General features: G+C 59.2%; 11 protein-coding genes, 2 tRNA genes and 2 riboswitches. Of the genes, 7 read left to right on the top strand and 6 right to left on the bottom strand.

The window, feature by feature from the left end:
• From G5367_RS17575 to G5367_RS17555, 5 genes are all read right to left on the bottom strand, one after another.
• A tRNA-Ala gene (locus tag G5367_RS17575) sits at positions 1-76 on the bottom strand.
• A 790-nt stretch (positions 77-866) separates the two neighbouring features.
• Positions 867-2,783, bottom strand: coding sequence for a glycoside hydrolase family 19 protein (locus G5367_RS17570; RefSeq protein ID WP_421244641.1), 1,917 nt, complete (start codon positions 2,781-2,783; stop codon positions 867-869).
• A gap of 79 nt (positions 2,784-2,862) precedes the next feature.
• Positions 2,863-5,844, bottom strand: a complete 2,982-nt coding sequence (locus G5367_RS17565; protein ID WP_421244642.1) for a M66 family metalloprotease — start codon at positions 5,842-5,844, stop codon at positions 2,863-2,865.
• Between the two features lie 73 nt (positions 5,845-5,917).
• Entirely contained in the window at positions 5,918-8,530 is a 2,613-nt protein-coding gene (locus G5367_RS17560; RefSeq protein ID WP_421244643.1) for a glycosyl hydrolase family 18 protein, read from the bottom strand.
• Between the two features lie 104 nt (positions 8,531-8,634).
• A riboswitch (cyclic di-GMP riboswitch) is annotated at positions 8,635-8,722 on the bottom strand.
• 617 nt (positions 8,723-9,339) lie between these two features.
• Positions 9,340-11,937, bottom strand: coding sequence for a glycosyl hydrolase family 18 protein (locus tag G5367_RS17555; RefSeq protein ID WP_421244644.1), 2,598 nt, complete (start codon positions 11,935-11,937; stop codon positions 9,340-9,342).
• Positions 11,938-12,035: 98 nt separating this feature from the next.
• Positions 12,036-12,123, bottom strand: a riboswitch (cyclic di-GMP riboswitch).
• A 482-nt stretch (positions 12,124-12,605) separates the two neighbouring features.
• Here G5367_RS17555 and G5367_RS17550 point away from each other — a divergent pair.
• The 5 genes from G5367_RS17550 to G5367_RS17530 all read left to right on the top strand — a co-directional run bounded on the left by G5367_RS17550 (position 12,606) and on the right by G5367_RS17530 (position 18,733).
• A tRNA-Arg gene (locus tag G5367_RS17550) sits at positions 12,606-12,682 on the top strand.
• A gap of 205 nt (positions 12,683-12,887) precedes the next feature.
• Positions 12,888-13,772, top strand: a complete 885-nt coding sequence (locus tag G5367_RS17545) for a DMT family transporter (protein WP_421244645.1) — start codon at positions 12,888-12,890, stop codon at positions 13,770-13,772.
• A 106-nt stretch (positions 13,773-13,878) separates the two neighbouring features.
• Positions 13,879-15,816 carry a methyl-accepting chemotaxis protein gene (locus tag G5367_RS17540; RefSeq protein ID WP_421244646.1) on the top strand — a complete coding sequence of 646 codons (1,938 nt, stop codon included), beginning with the start codon at positions 13,879-13,881 and terminating at the stop codon, positions 15,814-15,816.
• Between the two features lie 500 nt (positions 15,817-16,316).
• Positions 16,317-17,765 (top strand): OprD family outer membrane porin, encoded by a 1,449-nt coding sequence (locus G5367_RS17535; protein ID WP_346215259.1) that lies wholly within the window; start codon positions 16,317-16,319, stop codon positions 17,763-17,765.
• Between the two features lie 140 nt (positions 17,766-17,905).
• Positions 17,906-18,733 carry an SDR family oxidoreductase gene (locus G5367_RS17530; protein ID WP_005343603.1) on the top strand — a complete coding sequence of 276 codons (828 nt, stop codon included), beginning with the start codon at positions 17,906-17,908 and terminating at the stop codon, positions 18,731-18,733.
• Positions 18,734-18,815: 82 nt separating this feature from the next.
• Here G5367_RS17530 and G5367_RS17525 read toward each other — a convergent pair whose 3' ends face one another.
• Complete coding sequence (locus G5367_RS17525) at positions 18,816-19,148, bottom strand: DUF1904 family protein (RefSeq protein ID WP_139739995.1); 333 nt, start codon at positions 19,146-19,148, stop codon at positions 18,816-18,818.
• Between the two features lie 88 nt (positions 19,149-19,236).
• On the opposite strand from G5367_RS17525, the gene G5367_RS17520 reads away from it, so the two are divergent.
• Positions 19,237-20,139 carry a TraB/GumN family protein gene (locus G5367_RS17520; RefSeq protein WP_421244647.1) on the top strand — a complete coding sequence of 301 codons (903 nt, stop codon included), beginning with the start codon at positions 19,237-19,239 and terminating at the stop codon, positions 20,137-20,139.
• 121 nt (positions 20,140-20,260) lie between these two features.
• Complete coding sequence (locus G5367_RS17515) at positions 20,261-20,440, top strand: DUF3149 domain-containing protein (protein ID WP_005338733.1); 180 nt, start codon at positions 20,261-20,263, stop codon at positions 20,438-20,440.
• Positions 20,441-20,512: the final 72 nt, after the last annotated feature.

Here is a 20,512-nt window from a genome sequence, read left to right as displayed (position 1 = left end):
TGGTGGAGCTACGCGGGATCGAACCGCGGACCTCTTGCATGCCATGCAAGCGCTCTCCCAGCTGAGCTATAACCCCAACTCACCTCGGCGCTGACGAAGTTATCTCCGGCAACGGAGGCGCATGATAGGCATCACCCGCTTTGCTGTCAACCCTAAAATAACCGCGACTGATTCGTTTAGTCAAAATTGCAGCAGTTCGCTGTTTTTACCAGCAAGGCGCGTGCTATCTCTCTGTTTTATGTCATAAATCGGCTCAAGCACCTATAAAGGAGAGGCCATGCAGCAAGCCTCTTTCCCCGTGCAACGCCCCCGCTCTCAGGCATCTTTTGCAGGCTGATCGTCAGCGTCTCCCCCGTCACCTAGGGAAAGCCTTTCCATAAAGGGCATTGCATTTGAAAACCCTTTCCATGATTTTTGTAAATTTACAACACAGAAAGTTGATCTGGCTCACAAATGACCATAGGATCAAACCGTGACCCAGATCACACACCATAACCATAAATGACAGAGCGATGAGGTAAACCATGTTTGAGAATCTGGCAGTCCTGTTCCACCTGCGCGGTGCAACCACCAAGAACGGCGTTGTAGAGAAAGATGCCTATGCCCCCTCCACCCGTGAATACTACTTCCGCTACGGCAAATAATTGCTGAAAGCCTTTCACGGAAAACGTAATAAAACTACAACGCACACATCATCACACAGCCCTCTCGAGGCGCTGTCCTGTCCGGGCCAGATGTTCCACGGCCAAACCTGAACTCCACCAAACAAGAATGGGGCCCGCAGGCCCCATCTTTTATTGCTCCGGATTGTCATGGCACCAGATCGTGCGCTGGCTAATCGGCAAGCCTTGTAACCCTGAAACTGCTCAGAGCTTGATCCAAGCATCGGCCCAGGCCGTGCCCTTGCCCGGCTCATAGGCCCAGGCGGCACCGGCACACCAGCCTGTGTAGGGGTGCGGTTTGCACTCGTAGCTGGTACCGCCGTTGCTGACCCGCTCGCCTGCCTTGTAGGGAGTCCCCTCTTTATAGACCGGATAGTCAGGCGGCGTTACGCCCCCCTCCTCTCCTTTCACCAGCAGGCTATGGGTGGTACTGCGGCTCAGATTACCTTCATCTGTGACCGTCAGTTTGATATCCAGATTGGTATCGCTGGCCGGCGTGGGCAGAGTTAACTCCAAGGTCACCTGCTCCAGCGCAGGGGCAGAGGCTCCAGCCGGGATAGTCCAGGCATAGGAGAGCGGCTTGCCTTCCGGATCGCTGGAGTGCTGGCCGGAGAGAGTCACCTTGCTGCCACCTTCGGCCTGCGCCGGGCCGGTGATATTGGCCACCGGCGGCAGGTTGGTGCCACCGCCGTTATCCTCGATCACCACCTCCGGATAGAAGTGCTGAACGCAGCGGCTGTAATCCCCCTCCTTGAAGGCACTGAAACGGGTCTGGTAACCCACCAGCTTGCACGCGTAACTCTTGCCGCCGTTGGGGTTCTCTGCCACATAGCTCCAGTCCTGCTCCCAATAGATGGGCAAGGCACCGGCGCCATTGTCGTCAAACACCTTCATGTTCTTGCAACCCAGCACCTCGTCGGATGGCACCGCCACTCCGAGGTAGTTGGCAAACTCGCGGTAGTAGTTGATGCGATTCTGGGACTGGGCGTGCTCGACCGGGCCGCCGCACTCCACCCCGCCGTTGATGATCTGGGTAGTGACCCCGAAGCCCGGCACCAGACCGTTCTGCTTGTCATGGTCATTCGGCTGCCAGGTGCCATCGATGACATGGAGCATGGAAGGCTTGGGCGGCTGCGGATAGGTATAGAAGAACACCGCACTGGCGAGGTTCAGCCAGGTGTCGGCCACCAGATCGGGGCGGTCGAGCAGGGTGCGCACCGTGCCGAACATCGCCTCGGAGAAGGGGCCATAGTTGTAGTTGTAGGAGAGCTGCTTGGCACCGCGGCCAAAGTAGCTCTTGAACTCGCCATTGTCGAACGTACCGCACGGCCACTGCTGACCCTGCCACACATCGGGACGGCACTCGGCGTTGTAACCGCCGCGCATGGTCTCATTCCATCCCATCTCGCGCACGTAGACCAGCGCCTGACGCCACTCGGCTTCCGGGCGCCAGTTTTCATGGCCGCCGGTCTCCTGGGCGAAGTGGGCAAACATGGTTGCCAGGGTCTTGCGGCAGATGGCATCGGCATCGCGGCCATCGCTGTAGTCGCTGCACAGGGCCGGGAACTTGGCCGCCGCCTGCAGCAGGCCGCGATAGGTGTACTCGGGGGCGCGCAGCGGGAAGAGGTAGTTGAACTGCCCCTCGCTCAGCAGGCTTTCGACCCGCTTGACGTTGCCCGGGTTGTCGGCACGGCCCGGCTGCACCGCCTCGACCACCAGATTGTCCCGGGTCGCGATGGAGGCCTTGACCGCTTCCATCGCCGGGAAGTCGGTCAGCGCCTTCTCTTTGGCATCCAGCTCGGCCTGGCTCATATAGACGGGGGTGGTGCTGCCATCCGGCGGGGTAGGCGTCGGCGGATTGGGCTTGTCATCGCCACCGGTGTCCGGCGGAGTCACTTCCCCTTCGCCGACAAGCTTCCACGGGGTATCCCACTCATTGGCGGCCGCCATGCCGGGAGTCTGACCCGAGTTGACCCACCACTTGGCCTCAAAAACCTGGCCGTTGTAATTGACCTGGCTGCCGCCCGGATAGGATTTGTTGATGTCGTATGCCTCGGCCGCCCACAGGTGGCCGCTCAGCATCATGCCGGCAAGCAGAAGGGTGATGCGGTTTTTTTTCATTATTGTTGCTCTCTATGGTTTTGTGGCAAAAGGCGGAGCCCGCCTGAACAGGCTCCGCCATCTTCATCATGGACTCAACCTAGGGGCAGCTTGCCGCCCCGACATCCAGCCAGACATCGTGCTTGCCCGGCTCATTGCCTTGAGTCCACCACTTGGCCTTCCACTGACGGCCGTTGTGGTTGGTGAGCTCCCCGCCGTTGTAGGCAACGGCTGCGTTCCAGCCCAGATCAACCTGACTCACCAGCGCCCACTGATCGGCGGCGCGGCTCGGCTCATTGCCCTGAGTCCAGTACTTGGCCTGCCATACCAGCTGGTTGTGGCTCACCTTGTCACCGCCGTTGTAGACATTGCTGGCCTGCCATGCGGGAACGTAGGCCGCTTCCGGATCTGTGGTGTTGCAAGAGCCGTCGACCACTGGCTCCAGCGTCAGCACGACGCGCCCTTCGCTTTGATGTACCCCGTCCGAGACGCTCACACTCAGCTCATGCTGCTCGCTGGTGGTGACAACTGGCGGCAGCAGACGCAGGTTGGCACTGGTCTCGCCGTCCGCCTGCCAACCCGCCGGGAAGTGCCAGCGGTAGCTGAGTGCATCCCCCTCGGGATCCCTCGCCTCGGCAGTGATGGTCAGCCACTCACCGCCGATGCCGCCAAGCTGCGCCGGTACGGTCACCACCGGAGGCCGGTTCTCAACCACGCCCTGCTCCAGCGGCCGCCCGTTGACGGTAAAGGAGAGTGACTGCTGCGGTGGCAGCAAGCTCTGCTGTACCAGTGTCTGGCCACGGCACTGGATGGTGGCGCGGCCGGGCTCGCTGGCGGTGGGCAGGTTGATGTGGAACTTGTTCATGACGCTGCTGGCCGCTCTGTGATTGGCCAGCCTGAAGCGCTGCAGACCATCGCGGGTCTCCACCTGCAACTGGCAGTCATTGCCGGACAGGGTGTTGCTGTCATCCGGATAGGTGAAGCCATAGGCGCCGTGCAGTGCCGGATAGATGTAGCTGCGCAGGGCTCCTTGCGGATCGTAATAGCCCACCAGAGTGGTCACCGGCACGCCGAACTGCTCGGGCTTGCGCGCAACCTTGGTATCGATGGGGGAGACCTCCACCCAGCTCAGGCCATCCGAGGTGAAGCTCTTCTTGAAGCCCCGGTTCACCACAATTTCCTTGCCGTTGATAAAGAGGCGACTGCTGTAACCGGCCCCGTGATCGATGGTCAGACTGCGCCCACGGTTGTCCGCAGAGGCAACCGGCACCCGGATATCACGAGTCCAGCGACCGTCCCACATAGCGACCCTGACCAAGCCGTAATCCGCCAGCAGGGCACTCAGTCCGGCCTCGCTCAGGGCATCCATGGGTGCATCGACCTTCTCGATCCCCTCGATTGTGTGCTGATAGGGCTCCATCCTGGCCGTCGCACTGTTCCACTTGCTAAAGCCGGTGGCCGAGTTGGCATCGAACACCGCCTTGCTCTCCAGAAAACGCTGGATGATGGCGGCGGAATTGGGGGTATAGAGGGTGAAACGGTTGGCGCCAGAGAGAGGGCTGCCGCCCGCCATCGCATCGTAGCCAAACTTGCGGCCATCGAACGGCGGCTGGCACTGGCCATCCAGACAGGCATCCTCATTGGTGCGGGTCGGCGAGAAGTTGGGGATGAAACGGTGTTTGTCACTGTCCCAGCCCCAGCTGGAGTTGAGCTGATCGGCACTGCGATGAACCGAGCCGCGGAAACCATCCACATAGTGGCCAAGGCCGAAGTTGTGGCCCACCTCGTGGCTGAACTCGTTGCCCAGCGAATCATCCAGCGTGACGATGCCACCGCCACCGGAACCACCGTGCACCTGAACCCCATTGGCATACTTGCCGCGACTGTTGTGCGCCGTCAGCTGGGCAACAACGAATGGATGGCTTCCTTCCCCTTCACCGGCACTGCTGTTGATGCCGTAGTTGGCATTGTCGATGCCGTGGGAGATAAGCTCCTTGCCGATACGCTGACGCATGGTGCCGCCATGCCAGCCCCCTTCGCTCGGGTCAAAATCGGTCAGCAGGGTGCCATTGGGCAGCATCACCTCAGGCAGGGAGAGCGGTGCATACTGACTGACGATCAACCGGCTGGCCGGGATGGTCTGGAAGTATTCGCGATGGGCCTCCTTGTCATTGGCAAAGGCAAAGCGATCCCGTGGTGTGGTGAGCATGCCAATGTCGATGGTGTGCAGCAGCAGCTCGCCGGGGGCGCCGACCTTGATGTCACGCAGTTCACCACTGAGATTGCCCTGACGAACGGAGAGGTTCAGTCCGGGCTGGATCCACTCGGCAGGCAGCTCGCCGCTCCAGGTATCCGCTGCATAGGTGATGCGGTTGTTCTCCAGCTCCCCCTCGCGAAACCACTGCCCCTTGGCAAACTTGAACTGCAGGGTCTGGCCACGGGAGACGGTCACCTGTCGCTCACCATAAAAGGCAGTCGAGTTATAACCGGCGCTGGAGCGGATCCGCACCATCTTGCCCTCAAGCTCCGGGCTCACGGGCAGGTAGATATCCCGAACCCAGCGGCCGTCGGCGGTCTGGATCTCCACCAGCGCGCGCCCGGTCAGCCGATCCTTGAGGAAAGCGCCGCTCTTGTCGCTCAGTTTGGCCAAATCAGCACTGCTGCTGATGACGGCAGTGGTGCCGCTCTCCGGGACGAAGCTCACTCCGCCTTCGGGAACCCCCGCGAGGTGGTAGACCGTCTCGGGCAGCGCCGATGGCGGCGACAAGGTCAGGGTGCCAAGCAGCTCGTCGCTGCCGTCACGGGCCTCCACCGTTATGGGGGTCACCCCGTCGGCCTGGAGCGGTTTCACCAGCAGCAGGCTCTTGCGCAGGCTGGTCAGGATGGGTTGGCGATCCCCCTCTTTGGGATGGGAAGGCAGGATCTGGCTCTGGGCAAACTGCACGCTGGCAGCCAGGCTACCCGCCAGATCGCTTTGCGCTGTCGTCTCATTGAATATCAGGGGCGAGGTGGCGGCAGACAGGGGGCCAGCCGCCAGGGTTGCCATGATGAGGGCAGCGATTTGGGTCACATTTGTGGTCATTGTCGGGTTCTCGTTCATATTGCTACCGGGAATGAGGGGCATGTCGCCATGCCCCGTCATCGGTGAGGAGGCCTCAGTTACAGCTTGCAGCCCCGATATCCAGCCAGACATCGTGCTTGCCCGGCTCATTGCCTTGAGTCCACCACTTGGCCTTCCACTGACGGCCGTTGTGGTTGGTGAGATCCCCGCCGTTGTAGGCAACGGCAGCGTTCCAACCCAGATCAACCTGACTCACCAGCGCCCACTGATCGGCGGCTCGGCTCGGCTCATTACCCTGAGTCCAGTACTTGGCCTGCCATACCAGCTGGTTATGGCTCACCTTGTCACCGCCGTTGTAGACCTTGCTGGCCTGCCATGCGGGAACGTTGGCCGCTTCCGGATCTGTGGTGTTGCAAGAGCCCCCCTCACCACCTTCGTTGACTGGCGTGACGGCGAGACGGGTGGCCGCGTTGGCATCGAGTGCGCCATCGGAGACGGTCACGGAGAGGTCATAAGCGGTTTCGGTATCCACCGCCGGGCCGGTGACCACCAGGGTGGCGCTGTTCTGGCCGGTCGCCGTGACACCGGCAGGCACTTGCCATTGATAGATCAGCTCGTCGTCGTTGGGGTCGGATGCCTTGGCAGTGATGGTCACCTGCTTGCCCTCTTCCACCTTGACGCTGGCAGGCAAAGTCACCACCGGAGGCAGGTTGGGCTGCGGAGCCTTGTTGGTCACCACTACCTGATCCCTGGCGGTCAGTTGATGGTCATCGGTCACCGTCAGCTCGAACACCAGATTGATGTCGGCAGATACTGCATCGAGTACAACCCGGGCCTTGGCCTGAGTGGCATCAAGCAGAGCGGCCTGCGGGCCGGAGACCTGCTTCCAGCTATAGGTGAGGGCGCCATTTTCCGGATCGTGTGACGCAGAGCCGTTCAGCGTCACCTCGGTCGGACCGGTGACACTCAGATCGCTGCCCGCATTAGCGACCGGCGGCTTGTTGGCTGGCGGAGTGACCCCTTCACCGTGACCGAGACCTTCATGCATGGCGTTGAGGATGTCGCCATTGTCGGCATCGATCTCCCAGGAAAAGAGCCCGCCCAGCTTGTTGGCCAGCACGTATTGTCCTTTCGCCTTGACCGAGCGCTCGTCGTCATAGGTGATCAGCTCGCCGGTGGAGGGCTTGAACAGGGTGGCCGCTTCGGCAGTCTCGTCGTAGTTGTACTCCCAGCCCGCCCCCATGTGGCTGTTGACGATGTGGCGATAATCCAGCACGCCATCTTCCCAGGTGCCCTTGATCTTGCCGGTGGCGGTGCCGGTGAAGGGGTCGTTGCCCTGATATCCGCTCACCCCTTTCCAGCCGCGACCGTAGGCGGCGGCACCGATCACCAGCTTCCCGGAGTCGACCCCCTGCGCCAGCAACTGCTGCACCGCTGCATCAGTGTTGTAGCGCTTGTTGGCCGAGCCGTTGGTAGCCTGATAGAGGTTGGCCTGATGACCCAGGGAGGTATTGCTCCAGGCACCGTTGTAGTCGTAACTCATCACGAAGAGGTGGTCCATGTACTGCTGGGCAGCCTTGTAATCCACATCCTCAATCTTGTCGTAACCGGCACCGATGGCAGAGGTGAGCTGATAGGTGCGACCGGTCTCGGCCTCCAGCTCGTCGAGCATGGCGCGCAGATCCTTCATGATCAGCACATAGGTTTCCCCATCTTTGGTCTTGTCCCCCAGATTGGGGTTGGCACCGTCGCCGCCCGGGAACTCATAGTCGATATCGACACCGTCGAAGAACTTCCAGGTCTGCAGGAACTCTTTGACCGAGGCAACGAACACGTCACGCTTGGCCTTGTCATGCATGAAGAAGAAGGGGTCGGAGAGGGTCCAGCCACCGACTGAGGGGAGGATCTTCAGGTCCGGATAGGCCTGCTTGAGGGCCATCAGGTTGCCAAAATTGCCCTTGTAGGGCTCATCCCAGGCAACCAGTGATCCCTGCCCTTTTTGCAGCGCGGCCCAGGGATCGTGAATGGCGACCTGGAAATCCTTGCGCCCGGCACAGGCACGTTGCAGCGCCTGGAAGCTGCCGGCAATCTCTTTGAGGCTGTCGTTGAGGCCATCACCGCCACAGATCGGGGTGAAGCCATAGAGGATATGGGTCAGGTTCTGGGCTGGCAGCTTGTCCACGGTGAAGTTGCGATCATAGACCCCCCACTCCACATAGTAGGTGCCGACCACCTTGCCGGATTTGTTGACGTAAGGCTTGTTGTGCTCCTGCAGGGCTGGCTTGAGCGGTGCGAGGTGGCTGCCATCAGTATCGGCGACCACGATCTCCTTGGCATCAGACAGGGTGCAGCCATCGCCGTTGCACAGCGCGACCTGCATCTGATAGCGGCCCCCCCTGTGCACCTTGAAGGTGGCTGTGCCAGCGGCGGAAGAGGGACCGGACCACACCTCCTTGCCATCCAGCAGCACCTTGGCACTCTGGCCGATATCGCCGTTCCAGAGATTCCAGGTGACGGTCACATCGGCGCCATCCTTCACTTTGACCAGCTCGTTATAAGCGGTCGCGGACTGGCTGACTTCGACGATGGCAAACTTGGTAGGACCCCAACCGATGGCGGGTTTGCCGGGCGCTGCCGCATAAGCGGCGGAGGAGGCGAGCAGGGTACCGACCATCATGGCCAGCAGTGCGGGTTTTGGACTTAGCATATTGCTTTCCTTTTCGTTTCGTTATGGGAAAAACGAAAGGGCAACGCAACACGACAGGTGACACAAAAACGGCCACCCCTTGGCAAAGGTAGCCTGCATTCTACTGTGGTGGCCCCGCTATCCTAGGTCGTCTTGACCCTTAGACCGGAAGCTTTGCGTCCCGACTTTTCAATCGGTTTGCCCTTGTCACAACGTTATTTCTGGCGATAAATAATCGCCGATTGACTGTAGGGTAATTCTGATAAGTAAGCAAATCGGACCATTGTCCGCCCACCGGTTACCAACCCCGAAAATTACCCACTTTCAAGAAATTAATGTTTAAAAAACAGCCGGATATGCAGACATAATCTCATCACCTCCAACCAGATACCTCACACCATTTTTTTGATCTGCATCACACCAAATTGAGAAAAATCAATGAGTAAGAACAATATGCGACAAAAGACCCATCTGTATCGCAACTAATGAATTTATAATCGCCGCTTTGCATGGCCAGCAGGTGTCTTCATGCCCAGCGAATTGCCCTCACGCCCCCGGTTATCCAGATACGACAAATTTGTTCGTTTGACGATTTATGCCTTGCCACTGGCCGGGATGATCTGGCTTATCAACAGCCTCAATGGCTGGCAAAGGGCAGCGTGCGGCACAGATGCCAGCTATCGGGGAGAGCATTAATCACTAGGCAAGAGTGAGCACTTTGCAGGGACACGAGAGAAGCTGGGGGAAACCGGTTGGCAGACCCGCCAGAATGTGGCGAAGCGGGGAGAAAAAATGGGGCATGACCGGCATGCCCCGCCACCATTCAATGCTTATTTACAGCTGGCGGCCCCCACATCCTGCCAGACGTCGTGTTTGCCGGGCTCATTGCCCTTGGTCCAGTACTGCGCCTTCCACTGACGGCCGTTATGGGTGGTGAGCTCGCCACCGTTGTAGGCCACATTGGCATCCCAACCCAGTTGCACCTTGCTCACCAGCTGCCACTGATCCGCGGTGCGGCTAGGCTCGTTGCCTTGGGTCCAGTACTTGGCCTGCCACACCAGCTGGTTGTGGCTCACCTTGTCGCCGCTGTTATAGGTGCTTGCCGCTTTCCAGACTGGCCAGTTGGCCGCATCCGGATCGGTCGCCGTGCAACCACCGCCGCTGCTGGCCGGTTTGACCGTCAGACGGGTTGCCGCGCTGGCATCCAGCCCGCCGTCGGAGACGATGACGCTCAGGTCATAGCCGGTGTCGATGGTGACGTTCGGGCCAGTCACCACCAGGGTGCCGCTGTTCTGACCCGTTGCGGTGATGCCTGCCGGCACGCTCCACTGATAGGTCAACGGATCACCGTTCGGATCAGAGGCGGTCGCCTTGATGGTCACCTGCTTGCCCGCCTCCACAGAGGCCGTGGCAGGTAGACTCACCACCGGCGCCAGATTGGCCTGCGGCGCCTTGTTGGTGACAACAACCTGATCCTTGGCACTCAACTGCTGGTCATCGGTCACTGTCAGCTCGAACACCAGATTGATGTCGGCAGCCACAGCATCCAGCACCACGCGGGCCTTGGCCTGAGTGGTATCAAGCAGGGCAGCCTGCGGCCCGGAGATCTGCTTCCAGCTGTAGCTGAGCGCGCTGTTTTCCGGATCGTGGGAGGCCGACCCATCCAGCGTCACCTCGGTCGGGCCGGTCACCTTGAGGTCACTGCCCGCGTTGGCCAGCGGCGGCTTGTTGGCTGGTGGAGTCGTCCCCTCGCCGTGGCCCAGCCCTTCATGCATGGCATTGAGGATGTCACCGTTGTCGGCGTCGATCTCCCAGGAGAAGAGGCCACCGAGCTTGTTGGCCAGCACATACTGCCCCTTGGCCTTGACCGAGCGATCGTTGTCATAGGTGATGAGATCGCCGGTCGCCGCCTTGAACAGATAGGGCGCCTCAGCCACTTCGTCATACCCCTTCTCCCAGCCCGCCCCCATCCGGTTGTTGACGATGTCGCGGTAATCCACCACCCCGTCCTCCCAGGTGCCTTTCACCTTGCCGGTCGCCTTGCCGGTGAAGGGGTTGTTGCCCTGATAACCGCTCACCCCGGTCCAGCCACGGCCATACATGGCGGCCCCGACCACCAGCTTACCCGGCTCAACCCCCTGCGCCAGCAGCTGATTGACCGCCTTGTCAGTGGTGTACTTGGTAGCGGGATCCCAGCTTGCCGCATAGAGGTTGGTCTGGTGGCCCAGCTCGGTGTTGCTCCATGCGCCGTTGTAGTCGTAGGTCATCATGAAGATGTGATCCATGTAGGGCTGGGCTGCTTTGTAGTCCACATCCTGGATCTTGTCGCCCCCCGCTCCGATGGCCGAGGTGAGCTCATACTGACGACCGGTCTCGGCCTCCAGCTCGTCGAGCATGGCCCGCAGCTCCTTCATCAGGGCCACATAGGTGGCACCATCGCTCGGGCTGCCCAGTTTCGGGTTGGCCCCCTGTCCGCCCGGGTACTCCCAGTCAATATCCACACCGTCGAAGAACTTCCAGGTCTGCAGGAACTCTTTCACCGAGCCGACAAACACGTCACGCTTGGTTTTGTCACCGAGGAAATAGAAGGGGTCGGAGAGGGTCCAACCGCCGACCGAGGGGAGGATCTTGAGGTTCGGATAGGCCTGCTTGAGCGCCATCAGAGCGCCAAAGTTGCCCTTGTAGGGCTCATCATGGGCGGTGAGGTTGCCTTGCGGCATCTGGATGGCGGCCCAGGGATCGTGCATCGCCACCTTGAAGTCGGCCCGGCCGGCACACGCCCGCTGCAGCGCCTGGAAGCTCCCTTCGATCTCCTTGAGGCTGTCGTTGAGGCCATCCCCGCCGCAGATGGGGGTGAAACCATAGAGGATATGGGTCAGGTTCTGGGCCGGGATCTTGTCGACCGTAAACTTGCGGCCATAGACCCCCCACTCCACATAGTAAGTCCCCACCACCTTGCCGGACTTGTTGGCGTAGGGCTTGTTGTTCTCCTGCAGCGGCGCCTTGAGTGGCGCCAGATGGCTGCCGTCGGTATCGGCAACCACGATCTCCTTGGCATCAGAGAGGGTACAGCCATCGGCGTTGCACAGCGCCACCTGCATCTGGTAGCGCCCCCCTTTCTTCACCTTGAATTTGGCGCTGCCCGCCGCGGCCGAGGGGCCGGACCACACCTCCTGACCATTGAGCAGCACCTTGGCACTCTGGCCCAGATCGCCGCTCCAGAGGTTCCAGTTCACCTCCACATCGGCGGCATCCTTCACCTTGACCAGATTGTTGTAAGAGGTTGCCGCCTGATCGACTTCCACAATGGCAAATTTGGTGGGACCCCAGCCGATGGTGGGTTTGCTCGGAGCGGCCGCATAAACGCCGGATGAGGCAAGCAGGGAGCCGACCATCATGGCCAGCAATGTGGGTTTTGGACTTAGCATATTGTTTTCCTTTACGTTATGGACAAACGAAAGGGCGACACAACACGACAGACAGCACAAACACGACTACCCCTTGGCAAAGGCAGTCAACATAACACTGTGGTGGCCCCGCTATCCCAGATCAACAGCGCCTTTAGACCGGAGGCTTTGCGTCCCGACTTTTCAATCGGTTTGCCCTTGTCACAACTTTATTTTCGGCGATAACTAATCGCAAATTAACTCTATGGCAATTTATATAACTACGCAAACAAGACTATTATCCTCCCCTGCTAGCCATACCTGCCGCTTGGTCGCTGCATCATGCGTCACCTTTAAAATAGAAAGAAAAATTCAGTCGAAACAAGCAAATAAAACATTGATAAATAAATGTTTTTAAATCGAACGCAGATAAATAAGAAAAAGATCAACATCTGATAGCAGAGCACAACAAGAGATAGTCCCGCCCGAACTGCTGCAGCAAAATTTAAAGTTAATTAATTGCATAAAAAATCAAACCCCGCCCACACCATCACCTCCCTCCTGCCATCCTTGGTGATCCAGACTCAACGAATTTGTTTATCTGACCTGCCGAGATAACAAACACACAATCCGGTCATAATGTAAGCAACTGGATAGACAGACATACGCAGTTGTTTATTTTTATTGGCATTTTTATATAATGCGCGCACGTCCCAGTGGCACAGCTGGATAGCGCGCGCCCCTCCTAAGGGCGAGGTCGCAGGTTCGAATCCTGCCTGGGACGCCACCAATCCCCCTTTCGCATTCACTCATCTCGTTGACGATGGGGACAGCGTCTAGCAGCACTCTGCTTGCGCCATCAAAATTTTCACCGAGTCACAAGCAACTGTATTCGTACGGCATTCGGCATATGCCCTCTCTCTGATAGACTGCTTCTCTTTGGCTGAGCCTTCGAGCAAAGCCAGCTGCTTCATCTTGCAAAGGAGTGTTGGATGTCCGGTTGTTCCTGGTGGGATAGATCCACCGGTTTTGCCTTGCTGACCATTGTGCTGTGGGCCTCGCTGGCGGCGCTGACGTCACGAGTCACCAGCGTGTCACCGCTGGTACTGGTCGGGCTGGTGCTGTTTTTCTGCGGGGTCGGGGCCTTGCCGTTCTGGCGCCAATGGCGTGCTCGTCCGATTACCTGGCTGGTGACGGTTGCGGCATTGCTGCTCTACCATCTGCTGCTCTTTATGAGCTTTCGTCATGCCCCGGTGCTGGAAGCAAACCTCATCAACTACCTCTGGCCGCTCTGCATCATTCTGTTCACCCCGCTGTTGTTGCCAGGCCATCCACTCCATGCCCGTCACCTGCTGGCTGGCGCCTTTGGTCTCGCGGGCTCCATGCTGGTGATGGTCAATGGCGAGCTGCAACTGCAGCAGGCCTATCTGCCGGGATACCTGCTGGCACTGGGCGCGGCAGTCGTCTGGGGAGCCTACTCGGTATTATCACGCCGTCTGCCGCCAGCCCCCGCCGTGGTCACTGCGGCAGCCTGCCTGCCCGCAGGTTTGCTGGCGCTGCTGCTTGCCCGTCTGCTCGAAGGGCCTCTGCCGCTCGCGCAGCTCCCCACCAGTGACTGGCTCCTCATCATCGGGCTGGCGCTGGGCCCCATGGGGGCGGCCTTCGTTACTTGGTATCTTGCACTGCGAGACGGCGATCCTCGCCGGATCGGGGCGCTTGCCTACCTGACACCGCTGCTGAGCACCTTGCTGCTGGTGTTGCTCAATGGTGAAGCGTTCACCCCGCGCCATCTTCTGGCCGGAGCACTTATTATGGGCGGCGCCCTGCTCGGTATGCTGGGCCAACGTAATAGCGCGCAGGCTTCCTCATCCAGTTAAATCGGCAACATGGGGCCACTTGACCCGCCTTGTCATAAAAGCGCCATCATCCCTGTTTAGGCTCGGGCCATGCTCCCCCATGGTCTGCGCTGACAGGAATAACCCCGTGAAAATCGCCCACTACGCCTCCCTCTCCTCCCTGGTTCTGCTACTGGTCGCGGGAGGACAGGCACTGGCTCTCTACCACGGCTGGCAACAGCTTGCCCGTACCAGTCAAGCCCAGCGCCAGCACGAAACGCTGCAACAACTGGTGACCATTACCCTGCAAAACAGTCTGCGTGACTACCTCAACAGCGGCGATCCGCAGCAACTGACCGCGGCAGAGAAGATCCGCCAGCAAGCGCTCTCCTCGCTGGCCGCTCAGGATGATGCCGTGGCGGCCCCGCTCAAACAGCAACTCGAACAGATGGCGCAGCGCATCGCTCACGACTATCAGGCCGCAGGCAAGCTCTCGGGCAACAGCCAGCTGTTGCTGCAACATGCGGAGAGTGAACTGGGCAGCCAGGCCATGGCACTGATCCGCTATGGGGAGCAAGGCGCCAGCACGGAACAATCTGCTGCGGCACAACAATATCGCCGCGGTGCAGCCGAGATCCTGGCGGGCCTGCCGCGCCTCGCCCATTTGCGCCAAAGCTATATGGAGCAAGGCAATGAGAAGCTGCTCGAAGGGATCCGCTTCGAGCTGGAGGCACTGCAAAAACAGGCGCAAGCGCTGCAAGCCTTGCCGCGGCTCGGTCTGTATGAAGAGGCGCCCGCCGATGAGTTCACTCTGGGGGAGCCGGTGCGAAAGGAGCTGGGGGATCAACCGCGCAGTGAATTACGCTCGTTGCTGGGCCGCTATCCGCAGGAGCTGGCCAACAGCCGCACGGCGCTACAACAGCAACAGGCTGGCCGCCAGACCGTGCAGCAAGACATCATGGCGATGTTGCAAGCGACCAGACAGATGGGGGAACAACTTGCCCGCGAGCGGCAAGCCGTCAATCAGGAGCTGGCCACCATCATCGGCACGCTGGCGCTCTGCCTGGTGGTGGTTGCCCTGCTGTTTGCGCTGGTGCAACGACGCTGGCTACTCGCCCCCTTGTTGCGACTGCGCGGAGCCTTTCTGCAGCTCGATCAGACGGGGCAGGCCGAGCCGTTGCCTGCCGGGCACGATCGCAACGAGCTGGCCGATATTGTTGCCAGCTACAACCGGCTAATCGGTCGCCTGCACCTGGACCAGCAACAAAAAGAGGGACAGCTGTCAGCGGTATCCCTCAGTCTGCAAGGGATGGTCAGTCAGGTTGACGAGATCCACCACAGCACCCGCACTACCGAACAGGTGGTCGACGAGAGCGGCCAGATGATGGATGAGCTGAACCAGCTGGCCGGAGAGGTCCATCAGGTCGCCGCCGACATCGCCCGGCATGCCCACCATAACGAACAGGCGATGAGCCAGAGCGAAGATCTGGTGGGTAGCATGCTGCACGCCACTCATCAGACAGGACTGGCGATTGACGAGAGCGATGAGGCGCTGCAAGCACTCACCCGCTCGGTTGCCGATGTAACGGCCATTGTCGATGTGATCGGTCATATCGCTCAGCAGACCAACTTGCTGGCCCTCAACGCCGCCATCGAGGCGGCTCGCGCAGGGGAACAGGGACGCGGCTTTGCGGTGGTCGCCGATGAAGTGCGCCATCTCTCGGCCAATACCCAGCAGTCCCTCAACCAGATCACCGATATTCTGGGACGTCTGACCCAATCCGGTGAACAGCTTGGTGCCGTGCTGAACCGGATCACCAGCGAGTCAAGCCGCCAGCGGGCGCAGGCTGAACAACTGCGCCAGACCACCCAGGCGGTGCGGGAGATCGCCCGCAACACCGCAGTGATCGCCCTGCAGGGCGCCGACAACGCCAAAAGTCAGGAACACAAGCTGGCCAGTTTTGCCGATTTGATCGCCCGTATTCATCAGCATGCCCGTCAGGTGAGTCAGCTCTCTGTACAGGTCTCCTCCCATATCCACCATCAGGCGCAGCAGATCCCCCGCATCCTCGGCCAGCAAGGCTGAACCCTATTCGTCCCATATCCTCACCAGATCACTTTCCCTCAACCAGAGGGAAAGTTTTTTTGTAGCACAAAATTATCTGTTACCGGCAGGTTAACTGACCCCTCTTCACCCGTATCGGATGAAAACCCGCGCTGGCGCTGGCTACAGCCTCAAGAAAACGCTCTCATCACCGTGATACCTGCCATGAAGCTGTTTACAACCTTGCCCATGATTATTTGCACTCGGTCATACTTTTGAAATGTTGAGGGAACTTTTCATTGATATTTCGCACCGCGAACGTACTCTTGGAGTTGTCCGGTAGCCAAGAATCGGAACACAAAAAAACAACATGTGATGATCAGGACTGCCAACGACGAGATGTGCCAAGACATCCGGGTTTGCAGGTAACCGAGAGAAGATTTTTTGCCCTTCGGGGTTTTGATTGCAATGCCAATACCGCGCGGTAGGCCCGATGCCAACTGCCGGAAAAAAGCTAAGTCCATAAAATCAGGAGCAATAAAATGGAAAAAGTGATCTTCAAGCGCGCCGCTTTGAGTGCCGCTGTGGTAGCCGCTCTGGTCGCCCCCGGTATGGCGTTGGCAGCTCAGGATATGATGAGCCCGGAATACGGCCAGTCCTATGAAACCTTCGTGAAAGACTCCAAACTGACCGGCGGTCTGTTCTACTTCCAGCGTGATCGTCAGCGCATCGATGGTGACCCGACTGCAGCCAAGAAAGAAGGCAAATACCAGTCCAACCTGAGCCATGCCACCGTTCAAGCCGCTCTTAACTTCAACTCCGGTTATGCCTGGGACACCGTAGGTCTGGATCTGGGCGGCTTCGGTGCCTATGACCTGGCCGTTACCGAAAATCACCCGGTCAACCAGGAAAACGAATTCTCCTTCGCTGGCCGTTCTTGGGGCAACAACGCCAAAGATGGCTCCCCTGAAGGTGGTTTCAGCCTCTCCAACGCAGCGATGAAGCTGAAATTCCTGGACGGCGGCATCACTGCCAAGGGTGGTTATACCCAGCTGTATGTCCCTGGCCAAATCGGTGTTAACTGGTCTTATCAGCCGGGTACCTATCGTGGTGGTCAAGTCGAAGGTAACTTCGGTGGCCTCTACCTGACCTACGCCATCGCTGACGAGTACAAGGCCCCCTGGTACAAAGAGACTCAGGTCTTCTCCCGTGCCAAAGCGTGGATGGATCCGTTCGCTGATGAAAACGTCATCGACTACATCCACGGTATCGCAGCCCGTTACACCTTCGAAAATGGCACTGCAGTGACCGGTTCTTTCGGTCAGTCCGAAGGCTACATGGATAGCTACCACTTCAAACTGGCTCACAAGTTTGACGTACTGGGCGGCCTCTCCACCAGCTACCAATTCTACGGTTCCGAGACCGAGACCTACACCAAGGGCGCTTCCCAGATCGAGACTTATGACGGTCTGGCATGGCAACAAGCTCTGACAGCCGCCTGGGGCATGGGCCCGTACGGCTTCCGTCTGGAAGGTCTGTGGACCAAGGCTGAAGGTGCGGAAGGCAACTACCTGCCTCGCCTGACCCGTGGCTACGCCAACTCCCAGGGCGCCAACGAAATTTGGTGGGATTCCCGCTCCGACTGGAACGCCAACAACGAAAAAGCGCTGTTCTTCGGTGTGACCCGCTCTCTGGATGATCTGGTTGGTGCTCCTGGCTGGTCCGTCGGTGTATCCGGTGCTTACGGTTGGGATATCGAAACCGGTCAAGGCAAGAAAGCAGCCAACGGTGAAGATACCGAATGGGCAGCCAACTTCGATGTCACCTATACCGTGCAGGATGGCAAGCTGAAAGGCACCCTGTTCAAACTGCACTACACCGACTACAACAACGACATCAGCCAGGGCGGCGGTTGGACCGATTACCCCAACATCTTCGCCTCCGAGCACGACGTCAAGTTCCACATCATCATGCCGCTTACCTTCATGTAATCAGGCAAGACGATGTCAGCAAACCGGGCCACTTGGCCCGGTTTTCTTTTTGCCGGTTGGCAGGCTAACATGCGAGCCGGATAAGGGTTTTATCCACTCACCTGCCAGTACGCTTTGTCAACAGTCACAAGGACGCCATCATGCCCCGTTTTGTTCTGATCACCGGTTGTTCCAGCGGTATTGGCCTCGCTGCCGCACAGGCGCTCGGGCAGCACGGTTTTACCGTGATCGCCTCGGCGCGCAAGGCGGAAGATGTGGCCCGTCTGCAACAACAGGGATTGCTGGCGGTACAACTGGATCTGGCGGACCCAGCTTCCATCGAGCTGGGTGCCAGTGCGGCGCTCCATCTGGCAGGCGGGCGCCTCTATGGCCTGTTCAACAACGGCGCTTATGGCCAACCCGGGGCGCTGGAAGATCTGCCCACCGAGGCGCTCAGGGAACAGTTCAATACCAACCTGTTTGGCTGGCACCATCTGATCCGTCAGGTGCTGCCGCCGATGCTGGAGGCCAAAGAGGGTCGGATAGTACAGAACAGCTCGGTACTGGGGCTGGTTGCCATGAAGTATCGCGGCGCCTACAACGCCAGCAAATTTGCGCTGGAAGGCTATAGTGACACCCTGCGCCTCGAACTGGCGGGCAGCGGGGTACATATCAGCCTGATTGAACCGGGTCCTATCGATACCCGTTTTCGTGCCAATGCCCGCAGCGCCTTCTTGCGCCACATCGATCCGGCCCAGAGCCGTCATCAGTCGGCCTACCGTCAGACCCTGACGCGGCTGGAAAAAGAGGGGGCCACCAGCGGCTTTACCCTCTCCAGCGAAGCCTGCATCCCACCGCTGCTCCATGCGCTGACCCACGCCCATCCCAAGGCACGCTATCCGGTGACCACTCCGACCCGGCTGTTTGCCTTCTTGCGACGGGTATTGCCCACTCGCTGGCTCGACAAACTGCTGGCCAAATCGGCCTGATCCCGTGATGGGCGGCAAACATCCTGCCGCCCGGATTGGGTTAGCTGTATAGCGGCATCACCAACCTGGTTTTACCCTCTCTTCAATAGTGCTCGCCATTGCTGTAGTAGGCACTCTTGACCAGAGGGATAACCTGCACAACCACATAAGTCTGCTCCCCCAACACCTGCTTCAAATGGCGCGTGATAAGGCGCGCAGCGGCGTCCTGCATCTCTTGTGGCCGCTCGAACCAGTGCAGCTCGACAAACGGAAAACCCGCCTCTGGCTCGCCGTTGCGTATCCAGCAGCTATCAATCCGCTCCATGGTGACAAACTCCGGCTTGCCGCCGGTCAGCTCGCAAAGGTCGGCCAGCAGCGGGCCGCTCACCTGTTGCAGGGTATCGAGCGTCACGGCGCGAAAACGAAGATGGGGCATGGCAAACCTCTTGGTTATCTGAAATGAGGACTTATCATAGGAGTTATTGTCAGCAAGAGAAGTCACCCGGCGCATATTAAGGATCCCCATGAGATTTCATCGCACCCTCTTTGCCTTCCTGCTCTGCCTGCTGCTACCGCTGCACGCCTTTGCCGATCCCGCCTTCTATCGGGTGAGCAAGGGCAACCAGCAACACTGGCTGCTGGGCTCCATCCATGCGGGCAAGCCTTCACTCTATCCTCTGCCCGAGCCGGTGGAGCGTGCCTGGCTGCAGAGTCGCGCTCTGGTGATGGAGGTGGACATGAACAGCATCACACCTGATCAGTGGCAACAGACCGGCTCCCTCACCCGACTGGTGGATGGCAAACCGCTCAAGGATCATCTGCCTGCCGAGCTCTATCAACGGACCCTGATGGCGGGTGCCCGCTATGGCATCAACGAAGCTACCCTCGCCACCCTGCGCCCCTGGTTTGCCGCCATTACCCTGACCCAGGCCGCCATGGCCCGCTCCGACTTCAAGAGTGAGCTCGGGATAGACCAGCACTTTGCCACCCGGGCTGCCAAAGAGGGCAAACCGGTAGTGGGTTTTGAAACCCTGCTGGAGCAGCTCGGTTATCTGGCCAGCGTGGGTGACAACCAGACCCTGATGCTTGCCAGTACCCTGGATGAGCTGCCAATGCTGGAGACAGGTTTCGCCGCCGTGATGAAGGCGTGGCAGCAAGGGGATGAGGCGACGCTTATCAATCTGCTCAAGGAGGAGATGGCTCCCCCCGCGCTACAGAGCTGGATGGAGCAGACCCTGCTGGCCGAGCGCAACCACAACTGGCTGAAGAAATGGTCCACCCTGCCCAACGAGAGCTTTATCGTGGTAGGCGCCCTGCACCTTTACGGCGAACAGGGTTTGCTGGCGCTGCTGGAGCAGCAGGGGTGGCACATTACTCCACTCACCACCCCTAGCCCGGCACAAGCTCAAGAACAAAGAGTCCAGTGAGAACGATCACAGAACGAACTGGTTATTAAACAACCTGAAAGGGAGTTGATCGGGATCATCCCGGACGGGGCAAAGAGGTATTTATCATGCCTGTCATCAACCGGGTGACAGGAGCAATAAAATGGACTTTTGGCTGGACCTGATGTTTGGCAACAGCGTGGGATTGATGTCGATGCTGGTGATAATCGGCACCTTCTTGCTCATCAGCTCTTACGCGGCCTACTTCATCTACAAGGTGATGCACTCGCAACCGCCTCATTCACAGCAACCCCATTCTCAACAGCCCAAAGAGGGAAAATAATCCTCTGACCACAGGCGGCAGTTCACACTGACCGCCTGTGCTGTTTTATGGTTCGCGACTGTGATTCCCGGG

Origin of the sequence: Aeromonas sp. 604282 (genome assembly GCF_049170575.1) — a bacterium.
GTDB classification, from domain to species: Bacteria; Pseudomonadota; Gammaproteobacteria; order Enterobacterales; family Aeromonadaceae; genus Aeromonas; species Aeromonas veronii_A.
The sequence above is the reverse complement of the archived record's forward strand: the minus strand, read 5'-3'. Positions and strand labels throughout refer to the sequence as shown.